We start from the raw sequence: 1,319 nt of genomic DNA on the forward strand, positions 1-1,319 counted from the left end.
CAGGGCTCCGGAATAGTCCCATTTCCTCAGGTCAGAACCAGTGCAGCAGCGTGATCCGGATGCCTGGCATGGTGGCGTAACCCTTCGGCGATGTTGGTCCAGCCGGCGAGGCGGAGGAGGCCGATCGCGAGGTTGCGGCAGGTTGCCATGATCCGTGGCGCGTGTCCGGTGCGGACCTGGGGGAGGTCCTCGGCGAAGGCGACGTCCCGAACCCAGTGCAGGCGGTTCTCGATGCCCCAATGTCCTTGGATCCAACCGGCGAGGACCTCCGGTGGTGCCGCGATGTGGTCGGCGGAGGTGATCAGATAGACCACCTCGACGGTCTTGCGGCCCTTCTTCGTGACGGTGCGGCGGACCTGGGCGACCTGCGCGGCGCCGGGAAAGTCGATCCAGTCCGGGACCGTGGCAACCCGGATGGTGCGGGTGACTCTCTTGCCGTGTCCGATCGTCGTCGACCGGGTCGCCGGGATGTTCGGCCAGGGCAGCATCTCGTGGTGATCGAACAGGGTCGGCATGTTCTTTTTCACGGTGAACACGTAGTCGCCGCCGGCTGCGGTGATCAGGGCTGCGGTGTCGATCTGGGTGTGTAGGGCGTCCATCGTCACCACCACCCCGTCGAGGTCGAACAGGGCCAACAGTGTTCTCGCCGCGGGGATCTCGTTGCTCTTCGCCGCCACACAAACTTGCCCGAGGACCACGCCGGCGGCGTGGTCGAACGCCGCCACCAGATGCGGAGCCACACTCGTCTGGTCGGAACGGTTACGGGCGCCGCGCACGGTTTTCCCGTCGATCGCAAGCACCCGTCGCCCGCCGACGACGAGCGATCTCGTCCCTCCCCCAAGCACTTCGTGCAGGGCGGTACCCCCATCCACACACCCAACGCCGCATCGAGGGCGTCGGCGTCGAGGCGGGCGAACAACTTCCGCAGCGTCGACTCGTCAGGCACCGCTCCACCGGTGATTCCGAACGCGGACAGCACCTCGGCGGCCTGGTCGGCGGCCCACTGCCCGATCGCCGTGAACGAGCGAGCACCGGCGAGCGTCGCGGTCACCGCGAGCGCGAGAACACCGGCCAGCGGATAGCGGATCCCGCGGCGGTCCCGCGGATCAGGCACCGACTCGAACACCGCCAACAAGTGGTCGTGGTCGGCCGGGTGCACGGCAACAGACAGTGTCGGGGAAGATGACATACGGGTGTGACCTCCGGTTTCGGCTGGGTGCTTCGCAACTTCCATCCAAGCCGGTAGGTCACACCCTCAAAACACCGGCCCTGCCTCCGCGAATCCGCAGGTCACAGCCGCCTCATCGGACCTTTCCGGG

At 67.0% G+C, this 1,319-nt stretch carries 1 protein-coding gene and 1 pseudogene; both read right to left on the reverse strand.

What is annotated here, in order from left to right; genetic code table 11:
* Nucleotides 1-26: 26 nt before the first annotated feature.
* Nucleotides 27-800 (reverse strand): ISAs1 family transposase, encoded by a 774-nt coding sequence (locus tag E0497_RS20325; RefSeq protein WP_241666000.1) that lies wholly within the window; start codon nucleotides 798-800, stop codon nucleotides 27-29.
* A 77-nt stretch (nucleotides 801-877) separates the two neighbouring features.
* Nucleotides 878-1,234, reverse strand: a pseudogene (locus E0497_RS21145) (transposase family protein); the annotation flags it as partial.
* Between the last annotated feature and the right edge of the window lie 85 nt (nucleotides 1,235-1,319).

The organism is Prescottella subtropica, assembly GCF_005434945.1.
In the GTDB taxonomy this organism is placed as follows: Bacteria; Actinomycetota; Actinomycetes; order Mycobacteriales; family Mycobacteriaceae; genus Prescottella; species Prescottella subtropica.